Annotated in this window: 31 protein-coding genes; 24 read left to right on the top strand and 7 right to left on the bottom strand. The window is 30.1% G+C overall.

Annotated elements, in window-relative coordinates; genetic code table 11:
• The first annotated feature begins 1,382 nt into the window (after nt 1–1,382).
• Genes H8698_RS07510 through H8698_RS07495 form a run of 4 tightly spaced genes read left to right on the top strand, consistent with a single transcriptional unit; the run spans nt 1,383 to nt 2,370 of the window.
• Nucleotides 1,383–1,625, top strand: a complete 243-nt coding sequence (locus H8698_RS07510) for a hypothetical protein (RefSeq protein WP_249311974.1) — start codon at nt 1,383–1,385, stop codon at nt 1,623–1,625.
• Complete coding sequence (locus H8698_RS07505) at nt 1,625–1,894, top strand: type II toxin-antitoxin system YafQ family toxin (protein WP_249311972.1); 270 nt, start codon at nt 1,625–1,627, stop codon at nt 1,892–1,894. The genes H8698_RS07510 and H8698_RS07505 overlap by 1 nt, the downstream gene beginning before the upstream one ends.
• A gap of 15 nt (nt 1,895–1,909) precedes the next feature.
• On the top strand, nt 1,910–2,119 hold the full coding sequence (locus H8698_RS07500; RefSeq protein WP_249311969.1) for a hypothetical protein: 210 nt from the start codon (nt 1,910–1,912) through the stop codon (nt 2,117–2,119).
• Complete coding sequence (locus H8698_RS07495; RefSeq protein WP_249311968.1) at nt 2,119–2,370, top strand: type II toxin-antitoxin system RelE family toxin; 252 nt, start codon at nt 2,119–2,121, stop codon at nt 2,368–2,370. Before H8698_RS07500 ends, H8698_RS07495 begins: the two co-directional genes overlap by 1 nt.
• A 92-nt stretch (nt 2,371–2,462) precedes the next feature.
• On the opposite strand, the gene H8698_RS07490 is transcribed toward H8698_RS07495, so the two are convergent.
• Both H8698_RS07490 and H8698_RS07485 read right to left on the bottom strand, forming a co-directional pair.
• Nucleotides 2,463–2,654: a hypothetical protein gene (locus tag H8698_RS07490; protein ID WP_249311967.1), complete on the bottom strand. Its 192-nt coding sequence runs from the start codon at nt 2,652–2,654 to the stop codon at nt 2,463–2,465.
• 216 nt (nt 2,655–2,870) lie between these two features.
• Entirely contained in the window at nt 2,871–3,077 is a 207-nt protein-coding gene (locus tag H8698_RS07485; protein WP_249311966.1) for a helix-turn-helix domain-containing protein, read from the bottom strand.
• A 201-nt stretch (nt 3,078–3,278) separates the two neighbouring features.
• Here H8698_RS07485 and H8698_RS07480 point away from each other — a divergent pair, with 201 nt between their 5' ends.
• The 15 genes from H8698_RS07480 (at nt 3,279) to H8698_RS07410 (ending at nt 11,866) form a co-directional block, all read left to right on the top strand.
• Nucleotides 3,279–3,476: a hypothetical protein gene (locus H8698_RS07480; protein WP_249311965.1), complete on the top strand. Its 198-nt coding sequence runs from the start codon at nt 3,279–3,281 to the stop codon at nt 3,474–3,476.
• 62 nt (nt 3,477–3,538) lie between these two features.
• Nucleotides 3,539–4,276 carry a hypothetical protein gene (locus tag H8698_RS07475; protein ID WP_249311964.1) on the top strand — a complete coding sequence of 246 codons (738 nt, stop codon included), beginning with the start codon at nt 3,539–3,541 and terminating at the stop codon, nt 4,274–4,276.
• 123 nt (nt 4,277–4,399) lie between these two features.
• Nucleotides 4,400–4,762: a hypothetical protein gene (locus H8698_RS07470; protein WP_249311963.1), complete on the top strand. Its 363-nt coding sequence runs from the start codon at nt 4,400–4,402 to the stop codon at nt 4,760–4,762.
• A gap of 18 nt (nt 4,763–4,780) precedes the next feature.
• Nucleotides 4,781–5,050, top strand: a complete 270-nt coding sequence (locus H8698_RS07465; protein ID WP_249311962.1) for a hypothetical protein — start codon at nt 4,781–4,783, stop codon at nt 5,048–5,050.
• 12 nt (nt 5,051–5,062) lie between these two features.
• Nucleotides 5,063–5,275 (top strand): hypothetical protein, encoded by a 213-nt coding sequence (locus H8698_RS07460; RefSeq protein ID WP_249311961.1) that lies wholly within the window; start codon nt 5,063–5,065, stop codon nt 5,273–5,275.
• 131 nt (nt 5,276–5,406) lie between these two features.
• Nucleotides 5,407–5,670, top strand: a complete 264-nt coding sequence (locus H8698_RS07455; protein ID WP_249311960.1) for a hypothetical protein — start codon at nt 5,407–5,409, stop codon at nt 5,668–5,670.
• 12 nt (nt 5,671–5,682) lie between these two features.
• Nucleotides 5,683–6,081: a hypothetical protein gene (locus tag H8698_RS07450; protein ID WP_249311959.1), complete on the top strand. Its 399-nt coding sequence runs from the start codon at nt 5,683–5,685 to the stop codon at nt 6,079–6,081.
• Between the two features lie 135 nt (nt 6,082–6,216).
• Entirely contained in the window at nt 6,217–7,860 is a 1,644-nt protein-coding gene (locus H8698_RS07445; protein WP_249311958.1) for a class I SAM-dependent methyltransferase, read from the top strand.
• Nucleotides 7,861–7,891: 31 nt separating this feature from the next.
• Nucleotides 7,892–8,314, top strand: coding sequence for a hypothetical protein (locus tag H8698_RS07440; RefSeq protein WP_249311957.1), 423 nt, complete (start codon nt 7,892–7,894; stop codon nt 8,312–8,314).
• A 16-nt stretch (nt 8,315–8,330) separates the two neighbouring features.
• Nucleotides 8,331–8,612 carry a hypothetical protein gene (locus H8698_RS07435; RefSeq protein ID WP_249311956.1) on the top strand — a complete coding sequence of 94 codons (282 nt, stop codon included), beginning with the start codon at nt 8,331–8,333 and terminating at the stop codon, nt 8,610–8,612.
• A gap of 646 nt (nt 8,613–9,258) precedes the next feature.
• On the top strand, nt 9,259–9,453 hold the full coding sequence (locus H8698_RS07430) for a hypothetical protein (protein ID WP_249311955.1): 195 nt from the start codon (nt 9,259–9,261) through the stop codon (nt 9,451–9,453).
• Nucleotides 9,454–9,474: 21 nt separating this feature from the next.
• Complete coding sequence (locus H8698_RS07425; RefSeq protein WP_249311954.1) at nt 9,475–10,503, top strand: tyrosine-type recombinase/integrase; 1,029 nt, start codon at nt 9,475–9,477, stop codon at nt 10,501–10,503.
• Nucleotides 10,504–10,531: 28 nt separating this feature from the next.
• A complete protein-coding gene (locus H8698_RS07420; protein ID WP_249311953.1) occupies nt 10,532–10,918 on the top strand; it encodes a hypothetical protein in 387 nt (128 codons plus the stop codon).
• Between the two features lies 1 nt (nt 10,919).
• Nucleotides 10,920–11,471 (top strand): hypothetical protein, encoded by a 552-nt coding sequence (locus H8698_RS07415; protein WP_249311952.1) that lies wholly within the window; start codon nt 10,920–10,922, stop codon nt 11,469–11,471.
• Between the two features lie 62 nt (nt 11,472–11,533).
• Nucleotides 11,534–11,866, top strand: a complete 333-nt coding sequence (locus tag H8698_RS07410) for a YopX family protein (protein ID WP_249311951.1) — start codon at nt 11,534–11,536, stop codon at nt 11,864–11,866.
• Between the two features lie 47 nt (nt 11,867–11,913).
• Here the strand turns inward: H8698_RS07410 and H8698_RS07405 are convergent, their stop codons facing one another.
• From H8698_RS07405 to H8698_RS07385, 5 genes are all read right to left on the bottom strand, one after another.
• The gene (locus tag H8698_RS07405; protein ID WP_249311950.1) at nt 11,914–12,756 is read right to left on the bottom strand and encodes a hypothetical protein; all 843 of its coding nucleotides are present in this window, start codon (nt 12,754–12,756) and stop codon (nt 11,914–11,916) included.
• Nucleotides 12,743–13,090: a helix-turn-helix domain-containing protein gene (locus H8698_RS07400; RefSeq protein ID WP_249311949.1), complete on the bottom strand. Its 348-nt coding sequence runs from the start codon at nt 13,088–13,090 to the stop codon at nt 12,743–12,745. The genes H8698_RS07405 and H8698_RS07400 overlap by 14 nt, the downstream gene beginning before the upstream one ends.
• Nucleotides 13,091–13,499: 409 nt before the next feature.
• Nucleotides 13,500–13,925 carry a hypothetical protein gene (locus tag H8698_RS07395; RefSeq protein ID WP_249311948.1) on the bottom strand — a complete coding sequence of 142 codons (426 nt, stop codon included), beginning with the start codon at nt 13,923–13,925 and terminating at the stop codon, nt 13,500–13,502.
• Complete coding sequence (locus tag H8698_RS07390; RefSeq protein WP_249311947.1) at nt 13,925–14,305, bottom strand: helix-turn-helix domain-containing protein; 381 nt, start codon at nt 14,303–14,305, stop codon at nt 13,925–13,927. The genes H8698_RS07395 and H8698_RS07390 overlap by 1 nt, the downstream gene beginning before the upstream one ends.
• Before the next feature lie 433 nt (nt 14,306–14,738).
• Nucleotides 14,739–14,957 (bottom strand): hypothetical protein, encoded by a 219-nt coding sequence (locus H8698_RS07385; RefSeq protein ID WP_249311946.1) that lies wholly within the window; start codon nt 14,955–14,957, stop codon nt 14,739–14,741.
• Nucleotides 14,958–15,113: 156 nt separating this feature from the next.
• Between H8698_RS07385 and H8698_RS07380 the strand changes: the two genes are divergently transcribed.
• The 5 genes from H8698_RS07380 (at nt 15,114) to H8698_RS07360 (ending at nt 18,381) form a co-directional block, all read left to right on the top strand.
• Nucleotides 15,114–15,401, top strand: a complete 288-nt coding sequence (locus H8698_RS07380) for a LysM peptidoglycan-binding domain-containing protein (protein ID WP_249311945.1) — start codon at nt 15,114–15,116, stop codon at nt 15,399–15,401.
• 19 nt (nt 15,402–15,420) lie between these two features.
• Entirely contained in the window at nt 15,421–15,636 is a 216-nt protein-coding gene (locus tag H8698_RS07375) for a DUF5659 domain-containing protein (RefSeq protein WP_249311944.1), read from the top strand.
• Between the two features lie 91 nt (nt 15,637–15,727).
• The gene (locus tag H8698_RS07370; protein WP_249311943.1) at nt 15,728–15,943 is read left to right on the top strand and encodes a hypothetical protein; all 216 of its coding nucleotides are present in this window, start codon (nt 15,728–15,730) and stop codon (nt 15,941–15,943) included.
• Between the two features lie 21 nt (nt 15,944–15,964).
• Nucleotides 15,965–16,651, top strand: coding sequence for a hypothetical protein (locus H8698_RS07365; protein ID WP_249311942.1), 687 nt, complete (start codon nt 15,965–15,967; stop codon nt 16,649–16,651).
• The gene (locus H8698_RS07360) at nt 16,648–18,381 is read left to right on the top strand and encodes a hypothetical protein (RefSeq protein WP_249311941.1); all 1,734 of its coding nucleotides are present in this window, start codon (nt 16,648–16,650) and stop codon (nt 18,379–18,381) included. Before H8698_RS07365 ends, H8698_RS07360 begins: the two co-directional genes overlap by 4 nt.

Raw genomic sequence — 18,381 nt, 5'->3', positions numbered from 1 at the left:
TGTGGTGTTATGAGTTGTTATGAAATAAATTTAATAAAATAAGAATAGTGTTATTTGGCTTTGTTGATAGATTTGTCGAAGTCAATAACGAGTAAAATTCGATATTTTTGAGGTATGTTTGAAGAGAACAGATAGGGGCTTTTTAGACTATAAAATCATGTGAAAAAATGTAAACATACCCCCTTTTATAAACCCTTGCTATTACTGGATAAAATAATATATTACGTAATGTAATATACTATTTTAAATGTCTTAATTTAATTATGCTTTATTTAACTAAAATATTGTTGCATTTGCAACATTTTTAAATTTGTTCGCCTTTTCGATGAAATGAATAACGAAATCTGCTTTATATCATTATTAATCAAAACTAATAACAATAAACATTAATACATATAATAAAACATTAATGTATATAAATAATTAATAAAATCTGCTAAATAACTTATAATATCGACTATAAGCAAATAACATTAAACATAGTAACATCATAAATACTACCATAATATACACGAAATCTGTTATATAATAAATATAATAAAAAGCAAAAAACATTAATATAATCTTATACACACAATTAAAAAATAATGATATTTGTTTATAATTAAAATAACATAATAAAACAAGAAACGTTAATATATTAAAAATAATCTTGACATATTAAGGTTAATATGACATAATAATAAATATATACTAAAATTTTCCTAACGCAAGAAACGGTGTCGGTCTTATATATTAGACTGTCGCCGTTTTTTGTTTATTTTTGAAAGTAATTATATTTTATTACTTACAATCTCTAATTATCTTTAATTTGCTTCATTTTTCAGCCTTTTTTAAAAAATCAATATTTTTTTACGGCCATATAAATAGCATACATAATGTTATTCAATTTATATTATTAATACGCTTAAAATTAGCCTGTAACACATTTACACAATGTAATACCTCTTAAAAAATTCCATATATGACAAAAACAAATGATTTAATAATCGTCTTTAATCGTCTTTGATAATATTAAAGTAATATGCTATAATTATAACTGTAATAAAGGTTAAGACAAATTAAAACAAAGCAAAATAAAAAAGTGTACTGTTAGCAGTTTGACGACAGGCAACAGTACACTAAACAAAAAACTGAACCTTGACAATTAAATATAGAGTTGTATTTTTACAATCTCCATGATATAATTATACAAAGCTTTTTGCATATTTAGTATATCAAAACAATATTAAAAAGTCAAGTATAAATAATATCATAGTATGAGGTGTAAGAGTATAACAAAAGACTTTACATTGTTTGCTATTGATATTTACGGCAGAATATGTTATAATATATAAACAATAAATTATATGTTGTTTGTATATCAAAAAGGAGTGATAGTTATGTCAAATCGCGATAGAATTTTACAACTTATTGATGGTGTACCAGATACAAAACTTAGTTTTGTTGTAAAAGTAATTGAATCGTTGCAGGCATACGCAGGCGAAGAATTAAATGGTAATCATTCCCCGAATCAAGATACGATTGACGCAATAAATGAAGTTGCTAATATGCAGGCTACAGGGAAAGGGCAGCATTTCAAAGGAGCTACGAATGATTTCCTTGAAATGATGATGAATGACTAATGCTAAACTTAAACTGGAGTAGTAAATACAAAAAAGATTTCAAAAATTGTATTAAACGAAATTATGATTTATCTTTGATTGAAACAGTAATAAATACATTGCGTATTCCTGAACCACTGCCGGCAAAGTATTATAATCATTTGTTGCAGGGAGATTATAAAGGTTGTCAAGAATGTCATATAGCACCTGATTGGTTATTAATTTATCAAGTATTTGATAATGAATTATATTTAATCAGGACAGGAACACATTCAGACCTATTTGAATAAAAGGAGTGATGAAATATGTCAACAAAAGAAATTATTGTAAATCTTCTTGACAAAATACCAGATTATAAAATTGGTTATGTTTTAGCCTACATTCAAGGCATTACAGCTGATGAAGAAGCTGACGACTTATTTTGTGAAAGAATGGTGCAGAACTATTTGAACGACCCTGACAAAGACGAAAGTTTTACGCTTGACGAGTGTAAAAAGGAATGGGGAATTGATTGATGTATCATATAATCATTAAGAAAAAAGCAAAGAAATTCATTGACAAACTTTCGCAAAATGAACGGAATCGGGTGGTTGCGAATATTGAACGTCTGCCCGATGGCGAAGATATTAAACCATTAAAAGGGCATAAAGGGTTACTTCGTTTACGTGTTGGCCAATATCGTATTATTTACACGGTTAACAATGGTGAATTAACTGTTATTGTTGTTGACGCAGATAATCGCGGCGATATTTATAAAAATCTATAAATTAAATCAAACTAAATAACACTATAAATCAAAACGATGTAAAGTCTAATTATAGGCAATACATCGTTTTTTTGTTTGTATTTATTACTTGATTACTTGTCATTGTATCCGATAGCAGCATTAATCAGGTCAATTATAAAACGATTTTTACTAGTAATATTATTTACTTTAATATATCTATCTAGTGCAGCTACATTTTCTTTTTTCATTTTTATTGATTGCATTTTATATGTTTTAGCGTCGTATTTTTTATTGTATTCTCTTTGTTTTTCGCTGTATGCCATTATCTAACTCCTCTAAATTAAATTATATTACTGCCTATTATAACACGTAATACTGGTGTTGTCAACAACTTTAAAATTGTATGGCAATATGCATAAATACAATGCGTAATACTGTAGCATAATTGTATATATTTTATATAAAAAATACCGTAATACTGTTGACAAATACGTAATACTGTGTTATAATAAATACATAAAGAAAAGAATAAAAAATAATCAATCTTTATCCGGTATATATTCCATGATGTCTCCGGGTTGACAATGTAATAAGCGGCATATTTTATCTATAACTTCAAGTGATATATATTGATGTTTTGATATTTTCGCCATAGTTGCCGATGATACGCCGATTTTAAGCCGCAAATCTTCTTTTGACATTTCAAGGCGGTTAAGCATATCCAAAAGTTTATAATATTTTATCATTTTAAAACCTTCTTTCTAAAAAATATAATGATATTGTACCAAAAGCAGACGAAAAAGTCAAGAATAAAACTAAAAAAATCTTTACTTTATTAAAGAAAATTGTTGACAAAGTAAAGAAAATATGATACAATATCTTTAGAAAGATAAAGAAAAACAATTATAAAACAAATAAAAATTTAATTAATTAAAGGAGAAATCAAAATGAAAACAAATGTAAACACAAACAAAAAAGAATTTATTAACTGGGACGCAATTGTGTCATATATGGATGACGAAATAAGGGAGACTGTACATGCAGAATTAGCTCCATGTTCAGAACATGAATTTTTAAAAAGATATTTAGAACTAGACCCAGAGTTCAAGAAATTGTTAAAAGATGAATTTAATATGGAAGATTAATATAGCAGAATGAAGCGGTTACAAGCTCCGAAAGACCAAAAAAAGCAAAGGAGAATTTAAAAATGACGATTGATGAAATCAGAAATCTTATAGAGGAAGAAGCAAAAACTATGTTTATTGAAGAAATGGAGATAAAAGAACACAATATATATTTTGTGGATTTTGACGAATATTTCGGTTATAGTTGTTTAGTTTTCAAAAACAATCATCATATCTATTTTGCTGATGATTTTGAACTACACCATAAGGGAAAGACAAAAGACGAGTTAAAAGCATTTTACATTAAGAAAATGAACAATATTCTTTTTACTGAAGCAGAAATCACAGCACCGATAACAGAATACACCGAATACGACCGCAAAAGATATTATTTAAATAATTATTATGGAATGCAGGTTGATTATATTTCAATCTTTGGCAATCCTAAAAAACACCCGAATTTTGAAGAAGAAGTAAAAGGAATGATTTATAATCCTGTTGCATTTGCTTATATGTACGATGCGGAATTTGTCAAACATCATAAAGAACTATATCAAAAGTTGCAGGAGCAAAAAGAAAAGGCTGCTACAAGTTATGAATATTTAAAAAATGCTTTTTTATATGAAATGTATAATCACGAATACGGCACAAATTGGCAAGCAGACTATGACACATTATCAGCTTTTTACAATATCCAGTATCATGATGATGACTTGCAAGCATATTTTGATGAATTAAATTTCAATGATACACAAAAACAAGCATATTTAGATGCAAGAAAACAATATTACAAGGAGCAAAAAGAAAATGAAAACTATTAAAAACTATATCTTTACTTTTGAATGGGTGAAAGGTTGCGTAAAGGATTATATCATTAAATGGTGCAAGGAAAACAACATCAATTTTAAAAATGATTATTCCTTTTAAATAAAGGAGAATTTACAATGAATAAGGAATTAAAAAAACTATTAACAGAGGCGAAAAAATCAGGCTGGACAGTTACACAAGAGGACGGAAACGTTTATGATTTTGGTTGGTGGTCACCTGCTGGACAAGATTTTCATATACAAGTTGATACGGAAAACGATGTAGGATACTTTTTACATAATCTATATTCAGTATATAATGATTTTGATGTATCAGTGGAAACATATCTTTGGCTTGATGATACAGGGCATGGAAGAAACGGTGCACCATATGATATGAAAGATGTGTATGAAGATATGGAAACTTGTGAAGAGGCTATACATGACTTATGGGAAGCGTTAGATAATTGTTTGTGCAAATTACCAACGTCTGTCAATTAAAGAATTGAGGGAAGAAAAATGACAGCTATATTACATATAAAAACCCGGCAACATCGTTATAAAATCAATTTGCACCGACTCATAAAATTACTTGCAATAAGTGCAATAATAACCGCATTTATAGCTTTATATATTGATTTTTTCCGTTTTCCTGAAAGTTATTGTACTACATACAACTATCAATTAAAAAACGATTTAGCGGACGGGAACCCTGAAACTATGGAATACTACAATAATAACTATGTATCAAATGGACGTTTACTTTATGGGGATAGGTTTATAAAATAGGAGGATTTAAAAATGAAAAATATTTATGTTGTATTTGATTGTGAGCGGGACGGCAAACGTTACGCAATAGCGGAAACAATCAGAACAGGGGAGAACCTAAAAAACTTTATAGACAGGTACAGCGCCGATATATGCCATTTATGCGAAAGCAGAGCAGAAGCGGAGAAAATAGCCCTTGAATGGAATAATCAGCATACAAACGAAAAAAAGATTTTATATGTGTGACAGAAGCACCACAGACAGATTAGAGGACTACAAAACAAAATGTTTGTCAGAACTTCCGCAAGGAAAGAAAAACAATTTTACAAAAGTCAGTTTAATATTATCTTAAATAACTTATAAGGAGATTTGATGTTATGAAATTTTATACAGAATACAACGGAAATAAATATGAGTTTGAAAGCGGTGCAGAGGCTTATATATTCCACACAGGCATATACAACGAAGTGCCGGAGGAAAGATTGTTAAAATATGTTGCTTTTGTCTTTAGCCTTTATTTGAAGGATAGCAACAGAACACCACTTGGAGAACTTGCAGACTATATAGCGGAAAATTGGGATAAGGTACAAGGCAAGGACAGATGTGAAATACTTGATGTTTTTTATTATTCAATAGTATAGGAGGAATGGAAAATGATTGATGTTGATTTAAAAGAAACCATAAAACAAGACTGCAAATACTCAGAGGCATTAAAACAACATAAACAGGCATGGGCAAGGCATTATTTAAACGGTATGCACGAAGCAAACGACGATTTAAACAATAGTAACAGAAAGCTTATAAAAGCCTATGTAGAAGAATTCCCAGACGCAGTATGTTTACAAATATCCCCCTTAGAACTCTTTAGACCATCAGAAAAGGAACATTTATATAATTTTTGTTGTAATTATATTTTTGACGGTTCAAACGGAAATTTGGAAAAAGTGCAGAATGCGGCGGAATTATTCAATAAAACGACAAGCGTTGAAAACTTGAATAATTTAGAAAGAATACTGAAACGGTCAAACTGTCATGTCTTAGTGTGGAGCTAATAATAACACGTGAAAATACATTGTTATGAACATAATAAAAAAATGATAACACCATAACAACGGAAGCTGAAAGCAATTTAAAGTGGCATTATTATTAACACATAATGAAACGATTTTAAAGAAAGGCAATAAACAATGTTTAATAAAGATTTTTACCCAACACCGGAGCATTTAATCAATAAGATGCTCTCTGGTGTGAATTTAAAAATGATTAAAACAATTCTTGAGCCGTCAGCGGGGAAAGGAAATATAGTTGATAGTATCAAGAAAAAAGAGGGGTTGTTTAGTACATATTATAATAAAATTACTTTTGATATTGACTGCGTAGAACTTGATAAAAATTTACAACACATACTCAAAGGGAAAAATTATAGAGTAGTACATAATGATTTTTTGACGTATGAGACTATGAAGGAATACGACTTAATTATTATGAATCCTCCATTTAGTAACGGTGCTAAACATCTTCTCAGGGCGTTAAAAATGCAGAAGCGTAACGGTGGCGCGGTGATATGTTTACTCAATGCGGAAACATTAAAAAATCAGTGCAACAACGACAGAATAATTCTTTCAAGACTTTTGACGGAATACGGCGCAGAGATTGAATATATATCAAACGCATTTATAGGCGCAGAGCAGAAAACGCCAGTCGAAACGGCACTAATTAAAGTTAAATTACCGGAAGTCAAGAGACAGTCATTTATATTTGATACTTTACAGAAGGAGCAGGAACAAAAAGAAGTTGAATATACAGAGGAAAACAATCAGCTTGTCGAAAATGACTTTTTGGCGGCTATTGTCAAACAGTATCAAATGGAAGTAGAAGCCGGAATCAAACTAATAAAAGAGTTTTATGCGATGAAGCCTTATATTATGGCAGAATTTAAGAAGGACGAGGAAACAGGAGAAACAAAACAGACAGGAGGTTGCATTTTAAGGCTGAATTTAAGTAATAACTGGGACGGACAGTATAACACATTGAATATAAACTCGTTTATCCGAGAAGTGCGCGGCAAGTATTGGAAAGCATTATTTAATAATCCAAAGTTTATCGGACAACTTACCAAAAATTTACGGGACGATTATTACAACAAAGTTGAGGAATTAAAAGATTATGATTTCTCGCTTTACAATATCTATGAAGTTAAAATAGATATGAATAACAGAATTGTCAAAGGCATTGAAGAGGTTATTGTAAAACTATTTGAAAAATTGAGCTATGAGCATAGTTATTCAAACGAATGTAGTAAAAATATTCAATATTATAATGGCTGGAAAACAAACAAGGCGTATATAATCAACAAGAAAGTTATTATACCATTAAATGGATATTGGGGCGGATTTAGACCGACAAATTATAAGGTTATAGAGGAATTACAAGAAATTGAGAAGTGTTTTAACTATCTTGATGGAGTATTAACGGACGCGGTTGATTTGAAAGGGGCTTTACAGTTTGCGGAAGAATGCGGAGAAACAAAAGGAATTCAATTAAAGTATTTTACGGTTACTTTTTACAAAAAGGGGACTTGCCATATTACTTTTAGCAATGACGATTTATTAAAGAAATTTAATGTTTTCGGAAGTCAAAAAAAGGGGTGGCTGCCTCCTACATATGGCAAAAAACAGTATAAAGACATGACAGTAGAGGAAAAGGTGGTAGTAAAAGAGTTTGATGGAAGCGAATCGGAATATAACAAAGTAATTCAGAATCAACAATATTATTTGTTTGATGGAAACTCTGTTTTGATGTTAGAAAGCGATTTGCAAACAACAGAATAAAAGGTTGATTTTAAGAAAAGGGGTTTTTATTATGAATAAGTCTTTTATTATAGAAATGTTAAAAAATTGCAAATCATGGGAAGAGGGAACAATTATCACCTTTAGGCATAAAGATTGGGAGTTGATTTTTAGAAAAGAGGAATCAATTTATAAACCTTTTACTGTCAGCGGAAAGAAACGTAATTCTAATGAAACAATAAGTAGAAGATATACAAATGCTGAAAAGGCTTTTTTACATATATTAAATGGGTTTAATGAAAATACATGGGACAAGGTAAGAGAGGCCGCAAGAGGGCAAGTAGAGTTATATTCCGTAGACGGATATGAAATTGTTGACAGATTTGACGAGCGTTCCGAAGGGGCAAAAGTGGGTTATTCATTATATTACAATGGCAACGAGGACAGCAATAGATGGTTTAATATAGTTATTGAGCCTGTAGAGGTAAGCGAATAGAGAGGAGACGGAAACAATGAAAATAGGCGAGAAGGTTTGTATAAGTGTTCAAGCGCTATACAACACATACGGAGAAAATTTGTCGTGCTGCGGCATTGACAATAATAGTAGAGAAGGCAATTATTGTGATTTGTATTACGGTTTTGGTGAAATTGTATGTATGGATGGGGAAGAATGTATTATTGATGATATTGACAATAAGAACGAAACCGTTACGCTTATAAACGAATGTGGAGAGGAAACAACAACATTTTGGTTGAGTTTTGAGGAATATGGAACGGCTGTATTCAACAGATAAATGTATAGTGAATTATGGTTTTGTGGGATAGCTTTTCAAAGCAATATGAAAATAGCATCAGGACAATTGACGCTTGCAAAATTAAAAAATAGGAAATGGAGAGTTGATATATGGATAAAAACAGTTATATCGTTGTAGCAGTATAGAAAAACGGAAAATATTGTGCCTACGTTATTAAGCACTTTAACAGCAACAATCTATTAAGTACATTGGAAATAAAAGGCATACAGAGTGCTAATATTGTCAGCACAAAAAAGAAAGCATATGAGATTTGCAATGCTTGGAATGAAAGTTACAAGGCAAGAATCAAGCTGATTGTTTTGAACAACTTAGAGAGTGGGCTAAATCCCATTCTGAAAAATGGATTTTTTACCATGATTGTGGAGCTGGTGTTGCATATCCCATACCTATATGCAGACATATATTTGAAGTGAAGATTTATGATAGTCCACCTGACGGTATAGTAGTCGGTATGCTGCTATACCAAAGAGGGCGTAATAGAGGGGAGGAATGATAAATGTAAATGCAGAAGGCTATTTATGTATAACTTTAATATAGTATAAATTATATTGCAATGTCTTTTCAAATGTAATATAATTAATTTAACAAAATAAAACATTAATTTTTAATTATGGGAGGAATTATTATGGCTGGTTTTTTGGCAATAATTGGTGTAATTTATGTAATTTACAAACTTGTTTCAGAGGCAGGGGAAGAACCTTATGAACCTGGATGTATCCGTAATTCATTGCTGTTTAATCAAGATATGAATAAAGTTAGATTTAAAGAGATGTCACAGCGAGAATTGGATCGCAATATAAGAGAGGGAAAATATAGGTGATTTATATAGGGGGCAAGCGTGATGTGTTATAAGGTTGAAACTTATGCAAAATTAGCTACACAATTACGTGATAAAATGCAGGGTATGCCAGAGTTTATTGTAAATTTTATAAACAGCTATAAATCAACGGCAACAAGAAATAATAATTGGTGTATCCTTAAAGGATTTTTAGAATGGCTTTTAGACAGGAAATATATGGTCTGTAAAGACATTTTCAGTATAACTGCATCTGATTTTGCGACAATAACCGTAAGCAATTTAGATCAATATTTTGAATATTTACAGGGTAGTAAAAACAACACACTTGAAACAATATGTACTAAGAAAAAAGTGTTAAATGCATTTTGGAATTATCTTTTGGAAAATGGAAATGTTGAAAAAAATGTTGTAAAATTTGTTTCAAAATCAAAATATAAAACCGAAAAAAAACGCGGTGAAGTCAAAGTTCAAACAGACAAAGAACAGCAAGCATTTTTAAATCGTTTGTCAACGGGAAACAATAACGAATTTGATATTGAACGGAATATTGCTATTGTAAAACTGTTAGCCGGAAGTGGTATTCGATGTCAAGAGCTTATTAATTTAGATGTTTCAGATGTATTTTTGAACGGGGGAGAATTATTAAATGAAGGGGGCGAAACTAAAAGTCCTTTTATAAATATTCTTGGCAAAGGTAATATACAAGAATATGAATCGGTCTTTATATCATCTGAAGCTGCGGAAGCTTTAAACAAATATTTAATCGTAAGAACAAAATTTTTATTGGACAAGCATTCAGAATCAGAAGCTTTATTTTTGTCTAATAGAGGGGTAAGATTGAAAAAGACAGCAATAACAAGCTTTTTCAAACGATATTCTAACGGAGAAATAACACCTCATATGATGAGACATTATGTCGGAACAAAGTTATATGAGTCAACAGGAGATTTAATCTTGGTGCAGAAACAGCTAAGACATTCGAGTCGTGAAACAACTGCTAAATATTATGTTAAAACGAATAAAAACAATCTTATTAGTGCGGTTGGAAATTTGTCTGTGTATAGCAATTAAATGATTACTGTAGAAAGGGGATTTACAAATGGGAAAATATTATTATAGTGATTATGGAATAGTTACAAAAAAAGGGTTTATAGAATTGGAAGATAAATCATGTTGCGGTGGTAGTGGTGAACTTGTGTTTTTAGGAGAGTTTAATTCAATATCAGAAGCAGAAAATGATTTTAATGAATTTAAAGAATGGCAATTTGAAAATGGAATTAAAGTATGCGAAGATGAATATGACTATAATTTGCATTGCTTAAATGTTTATAATAGAGATGACTATTTAGGTGTGATTTATCCAAATACCATTGGGGATATGTTGAAATATCGTGTAGCTCTTAGTAATGGGGAAGACCCAATTTCCGGTGGTTGGGAAGATGGTTGTGGAAATCTCTGCACCTTAGATGGCTGGAATGAGTTATAATATGATAAATGATTATTGTGTAGGTATTGCTTATGGAACCGGATATTTTGTTAATGATGAAAAAGGTTCATATCTGGTTGTGAGAAATCTTGACAAATGGTATGTAGAAAATATTGCAGAAGCAACAGGTTATAAAGCATATGAATCTGCTAATAACATTGAAAGAGATAAAAAGAAACAGTGGGTTGTAAAGGCGAGAAATATACATACGTTGCCATCAATGTCAGATATACAATGCAAAAAAGATTTTTGTAGGGCTTACATTGAGTTACATGGAACAATTGATGTAAGGGTTACAAAGAGCATGTATAAACCACGATTAAGAGTGTATGGCAAAGAGAAAATTATTTCTTTTATTAATAACATTCTTCCAGCAAAAGAAAAGAAAATCCAGTATATAAAAAATCGTGTCAACGAAAAATATATTGGTGAAACTTGTGCTATATATTATCAGTCTAAAGTAGAAATATTGGAAATTTTACAATGGATTGATGGGCAATTAAAAAATGAAAAGGTGTGGGAAAAGTGGAATGATATTATGAAAAATTATTAATCTAAGGAAATGGAAAGAGAAAGATTGTTGGCATTGGAGAAGAAGTATTGAGGAGGTATTAAATGAGAATAAACTTTAAAATTGTAAAAAATGGAGAACAAATCTCATTAAGAGATGCAATAAAAGAAAAATATGTTTCTATTACGGACGAGGGTATATGTAATACCTCAGAAAATATTAAAATTTTTAAATCTACTGGTTTATATGATTATAATTCAAAAGAGATATTTGAAAATGACATACTTATTGATAACAAGGGAAGAAAATACAAAGTAGTAAATATATCTGGAACATTCTGCATTAAAGGTATTGGCAAGAACAAGGATTTTGAACCGTTTGCCTTAAATGGCCTAAAGCTTATTAATAGGGTTGATGGTTTAGAAATAATACAATGAAGGCCGTTTTACTGCAATAATGTAGTAAAACGGCCTTTCCCAAATGGTCAATGAATACAGTCTTGACATGGTAAATATCCATTTTTGATTGCGTCTTCTAATGTTAACTGTTTTAAATTTTCTCTATTTATGACATGACTGCATGTTGGCAAATGATATTTTGTGCCGGTTTTTGTAACGATTACTATATTATTTTGTTTTGTATTTTCATTAACAATATTAATTGATGGCTCAGATGATGCATTAGGTATAAATTCAGTAGTTTTATTTTGTAACGGCTGTGATGTTTGAATAGAATTAGGGATATTATTTTTATCAGAAGAGTCGTGCAAGTAATTCAATCCAAAAACAATCGACACAACTGTAAAAATACTGAATATTGTATATGTAAGCAATTTTTTAAATTTCAAAGTTTGGTTTTTGCGGTTATTTGCCTTAGAAAATTTCTCCCAATATTCTTCGGCACGTCCAAGCGGTATGTGAAAATTAACATTTAAATCATTCGCTTTTTTGAATGTTGTAGGTATTAGTCGAGGAGGGGCAAGCAATAAACAAGCCAGCAGATTAGCTTCTCGTTCATTGTCTGGGTCGTCAGAATCATGTTCCAATATATAATGTGCCAATTCATGAAATACATAAAAGCCCCAAAATTGTGCTGACTCATCATAATAAATTGTGTATTGTGGTTTGTTCCTAGTGCCATAATTACATAGAATAGCAGGATATGAATATAAAGGGCATTGTGAACCAGCATATTCCCCCATATATTCTATTTTCGTTTTACATTTAATTTGAAGCTGATTTGCCAGTCTTAATGGATTGTTAGGTATTTCTTCAACGTAATTTGTGTAAATTTCTGCTATTGAGTTTAATTGCTCATAATTTTTCATTCTCTTCTCCCGCTGGCAAGTGAGCCAACCCTTTCATATAAATTAAGGCGAGATGTTTGGATTCAGAATCAAGAATGTTCCACAGGTCTAAAACATCTAAGCTGTCAACTTTATTGTCATCAAGATAACTAAAAAAAGATGCAAGAGATATACCAAAACCATTACAAATTTTTGCTAAATTATAAATGGTTGGTACATGTGGAGCCTTAAGCATTGCTATTAATGTAGATTGAGAAATTTCAGAACGTTTTGCAAGTTCATAATAAGACCATCTTTTCAACAATCTTAATTCTTCTATTCTTTTGATTACAGACAATTCGTCAAAATGTTCCATGTTTCAGCACCTTTAATCATATTATAGTATATTATAACCAAAAAATAAAGGTGTTATGTATTGGAATAATATACTAATTTATCGTAGTATTTGTTGACAATTTTTGATGATAATGATATAATGCAGATAAAATATGTTATTTCGGAGGATTTTTATGAGAATAAAAAAGAGTTTACTATTGGTTTTGTTATTCTTATTTAAGCCCGGCAGTATTTGATCAAAAGTGTAAATTATTTTAATATATATTTAGATAAATGTATATTGTCTATTAATTGCGATAAAAATGGATATTTTAATATTTTTGATTATGCAGAATTGAAATTAAGTCAACAATTGTGGTTTAATTGATTGAATGTTATGTATATACCGTAAAAATAAAATAGACTCCCTTTATCATCAGGGAGTCTATTTATATTGTAATATATTCCATTCTTTGATAAACTTGCACTGCCTTTTCTATAAAAGAGTCTGGAAGACTTAAAAATTCAGCTATTTGCCATATTAATTGACAGCCATTATTAAATGCATCTTGCAGTTTTTCAAATGGTAAAAACTCTAATATTGCCGTTCTGTCTGCCATATATTCATGTTTTTCTATTAAATCGTGGGGACTATATAATTTGTGCGTTGCGCCGGATTTACAATGTCCATATTCATGTGCCAATATTTCAAATTCTTGATTGGAGTTTTCTATTTTGCTTTTATCAATAAATATTCCATATTTCCCATCTTGCTCGATTGTCGCCGCTTTGTAATTTGTGATAGTGAAAGGGAATACGGAAATATTATCATTTTCTATTTTTTTATATACTTCGGTTAAGTTTTTATTATTCATTATAAAATTCCTTTGTTTTTGTTTGATAATATTTTGGCCATCCGTTTCAATTCATCCTTATCTTCTTCCGTTAAATTTTTTTCCTCTTCATACATTGCATAAGTAAAGTCTGTTGTTGGATGTTTTGTATTTGTGTTTGCATTAGCTGAACCGCCGTAAGCGAGAAAATTAGGAAGGGTATCTTCCTGTTCAAAAAAATAATTCGGGGAAACGTTTAATATTTTTGCACATTCTGCAATTTTAGATTGTGGCATATCTTGTGTTCCTAACTCAATTTTATTTATTGAGCTTCTTGAACTATATTTTAATCTAGTTGCAAGTTCTTCTTGCGATAAACCCATTTCTATTCTTTTTTTTCTTAACCTTTGTCCAAAACTCAATATAAACACCTCTTTCTTTATTTATTATTATAATATAATGTTAAATAAATGTCAACAAATAAATACATTAAGTGGAAAATATATCAACATGCACAAATCAAGCTGTGTTTTTTTGTACAAAATAGATAAAATATCTACAAAACAAAAAAACATGTTGACAAATATGAAACACAGTGCTATAATCTAATTGTAGATAAAAATTCAACAAAAGCGAGGTGATAACAGTGACAAATTCTAAATTACTTTGTGAGTTGATAGACTTATCTAAATATTCAATATCTGATATTGCGTCAATACTTTGCATTAGCGAATCTAAATTAAATGCGAAAATAAATAACATTCAAGAGTTTACAAGTTCTGAAATATTATCAATTAGTCGGGTGTTAAATATTTATAATGTAAGTAAAATTTTTTTTACCCCTTGCGTAGATAATTATGCTACATCACAATTATTTAAGTGCGATGGAGAGTAAACTAAATCTTTATTGGCTGTAACATTAACTTTGCGAAATTGAATGGCTGTCAGCAACACGGCGATACATATTTTAGCTGTTAAATATGTAAGTGTTACTAACGTTACTGAAATAATCAATAATCCAAAAATCTGCAAGGTTGTGCTACAGCCCAAGCCAATAGAAAAAATATTGGACATAAATTCCTCCCTTCGATGAGGAGGAACATCTTAAAATCTATGTTCCCTCCCTATAATATTGCTGGAGATGGATGCAAATAGATTTAAGATTAGTTTAATTTTAGTACAAACCATAGCAAAAGTCAATAACAATTAACAAAGAAATGAGGTACACAAATGAAAAAGAGAAAAAACAATTTTATTAGTATTATCTCTGGTATAGCGTTCTTATATCTAATCGTAATTATTTTTTACATAGTTAAAATTCATATGGACATTAGAGACAAACCAAATTATTCAAATGAAGTTTATCAAATACAAACAGGCGACACCTTATGGGGGATAGCTGAAGCGAATGCGTCTAATAAAACAGATATTCGTGAGTGGATTGCGGAAGTGAAATCTATAAATGAATTGGAATCATGTGAAATTAAAAGCGGAGAAGAAATTATAATCTTAAAATAATTAAAAGGAGATATTAAAAATGAATCAATCAAAAAAATCAGTGACAATATTTAATCAACGACTGGCCGGATTTCTCATGTTACATGGGTTTACCTTATTAGGTATGACGGAAAACAAGTTAGACGCAAGCCCAACAAAAAAGAAAAACGTTTTTTTCTTTAAAAATTCGGAAGATTTACAAAAGGCAATTAACAAATGGGATGAAGAAAGGAAATGTGTAAAATGGGTTATATAGTTTGTAGTTTCGTCTTTTTTGTTGTTGGATTTACTATTTGTTCTATTTTAAACGAAGAGAACTCGCAAAAAAATAAAAAGGGAGATTAAATATGAATCAAAATGCTTTGTTTAATAGAGGGTTAAATAATGAAAATGTTTATGGAAATCAACAGCGTAAAATGAAAAGAAACAGATATTATCAATTAAAAGTTTTAAAAGGTGAATGTGGTGTTGTATCTATTAAAAGCAAACCATGGTTTTGCGGCGAGATGGACAATTGCTGTGACCTTTGCAGGATATGCTATAAGAAAAATATTAATTATTAAGAGTAAGCGGGGTGTTTAAAAATGTCAGTATCATATTCAAAAACCAATCAATGTGTTAGCTGTGGTTGTTACATATCTGAAGATAGGCAAGTTTGTTCTATATGTGAAAAAGAAGAGTTTAAGCCTTATAACTCTAAAAGATTACATAAAGATAAGGCATCTTTGTGGGAAGCGAATAAAAAAGAATTTGATAAAATTATTTCAAGGGAATACATCAGAAATAAAAAATCAATGGATTTTTTGCATATTGACAAAGAGGAATTTAATGAAATTTCTAATGTGATTATTGTCGAAAATCTTAATAAATTTGATGAACTAAAAGGAACATTAAATGCTTTTGTATCTTCGGTTTTAAAGAACAAAATTATTTCGTTCATTAATTCTCAAAACACAAATAAGAGGAAGGCTAACTATTTCACCAAGGGACTTAAAGAAAAAATATCTTCAAATGCAGACATGACTATAGAAGAAACTTTGACAGTTGATATTGATGCTGAAGTTAACGAAGATTTTGGATACATCCCTGCTGCTAATTACATTTCTATGCTATCTGAAAAACAAAAAACAATTCTAATCTTTAAACTATGTGGTTATTCCCATGATGCAATAATGAAAACACTTCACTTATCATATAGACAGTTTAATAATTTGTTGTTAAGTATGAAAATGATTGAGAAAACACAATTGATAAGGAGGATGGATCCATGAATAAAGAGCTTGAAACAAACAGTATTAATATGCTTGTTGAAAATGTAAAAAAAGATGTAGAATCTGGCTCTTTGCTTTTAAATCATCCACTTCAAAGGAAAGCACAGCAATGGACTGCCAGACAAAAAGGAAATTTTGTGCGTCGCATCCTCAGTGAGCAGCATATTCTTCCGCTAAACATTTGCACACAAAGAGACCCTATAACAAATTACGAATATCAATACTTAATTGATGGAAAGCAACGTGTTACAACATTAAATGAGTATATAGAAGATGGATTTGCTATTAGCACCCAGACTTCCAGCTCTATTATTAGGTATAGTGGGGTCAAATATGAAACGAGGGAACGTAATGGAAAAAAAGTTTTATTATATAAACGAGATAAAAATACAAAAAAAATAATCTTTACCCCGGTTTTAGATGAAAATGGTTGCCAACAGTATGGTGAATTTGAAATTGATATTCGTGGCTTAAAATTTTCCCAACTTCCTCCAGAATTACAAGAAAGAATTAAGAGATATAATTTTCCTGTGTTAATAAAAAGGAATTGTTCTGATGAAGAGATACAGCAAGAAATAATTGACTTTAACAGTGGCAGTGCCATGAATAAAGAACAAATGGGAATCAATTTACTTGGTACAAACTGGGCGGCAGAAGTAGCTACATTATCAAACTCTTCATTTATTAAAGACTGCTGTACCTTTACAAGGAATGATGAGGTTAAAAGTAAAATTGAAAGGTCAATAGTTGAAACATTATGTTTGATTTATTTTGAATGGAAAAATCAATATGACCATATGTGTAGTACATTAGTAGACCGGCTATCAAAAGAACATATTAATCAATTAAATGGTTTATTCTCAGAAATGTATGATATTGTCAATGGGGAACCAGAGGTAATCAATTATATTGATAGAAATGAGTTTCATATTGTTCTAGCATGTTTCTATTATTTTAAATCCCTTTCTTATAATAATGTGGTGTTTAAACGTTTCCTTAAAGAATGGGTAAACACATTAAGATTTGAAAAAAACATTGAAGCAGACGATGAATTTATTTCTTATGCTGAAGCGTTTGGAAAGGGGAAAACGGGAACAAAAACCGTAGGTGTTGTAACTGATAAATTAAATGAAATAAATAAAGCATTAGATATTTATCTTAATGCCGAATGTGACGATCTTGTGGAAGATGATTATCAAAACGAAGAAGCTCTCGAAAATAATTTTATATCAAATGAAAATTTATTATCCAATGAACGTTCAACTTTATTCCAAAATTATTATTCTAAGTTTCAAGAATCTAATTTAGCTTCCTTTGTTCCAGAAGTACAAGAAAAAAATCTGTCTGCCAGATGTTTAATGATGGCTGTGCAATCACCATTTTTTGATTTTACGAGTGAATATTTAGAAAAATTTACTCAATGGTTTGATAAAAATGGGAATATAGATATGTCGGAATACTGTTTATTATATGCAGATCAGTTATCAGATATATTACTTACTTTAGATGTCAATTCTTCCCGATTAAATATTAATACGATACCTTTCTTGCTCTTTGCCGTAAAGTATTTTAATGATGTAGAGGAAGATGAATATTTAGAAGATTGGCTAAAGTTATTTATGACAAATGAAATGCCAGATGAGGAATGTTTAGATAGTGCCAATATAACAGCTAAAACAAATTTTGTTGAAAGAAGTATTATAGAGTACTTAAAATCAAAAACAGCATAA

Origin of the sequence: Congzhengia minquanensis, assembly GCF_014384785.1 — a bacterium.
In the GTDB taxonomy this organism is placed as follows: domain Bacteria; phylum Bacillota; class Clostridia; order UBA1381; family UBA9506; genus Congzhengia; species Congzhengia minquanensis.
This window is presented reverse-complemented; position numbering and strand designations above follow the sequence as displayed.